Here is a 266-nt window from a genome sequence, read left to right as displayed (position 1 = left end):
TTGGTTTGCCGCCCTCTCCCTAGCCCTCTCCCACTGGGAGAGGGGATTGGGTTGCAGGCTGCTTTTAGGGTTCAGGCAAATTTTTAACTTCGTTGAAGCTGCGATTTCAGAAGCTCCGTTTTCAGACGACCTTTTGGAGCACCGAAGGCACACGCATCGATCGGCAGAATCAAAGATTCAGACCGATGGCAGTCCGCACTCAAGTTTATGCGGCAAACAGCGAGGCTGCGGCAACCCGTCCCCTCTCCCCGTGGGAGAGGGTTAGG

At 55.6% G+C, this 266-nt stretch carries 1 protein-coding gene; it reads left to right on the top strand.

Annotated features, from left to right (window positions below):
- Positions 1–265: hypothetical protein (locus HMPREF3066_RS13280; protein WP_210385689.1), on the top strand; the 265-nt coding region annotated here is incomplete at its 5' end.
- Position 266: the final 1 nt, after the last annotated feature.

The sequence above is a fragment of the Neisseria sp. HMSC03D10 genome (genome assembly GCF_001807625.1).
Classification (GTDB): Bacteria; Pseudomonadota; Gammaproteobacteria; order Burkholderiales; family Neisseriaceae; genus Neisseria; species Neisseria mucosa.
Note: the sequence above shows the minus strand (reverse complement) of the source record. Positions and strands in the feature narration are given on the sequence as shown.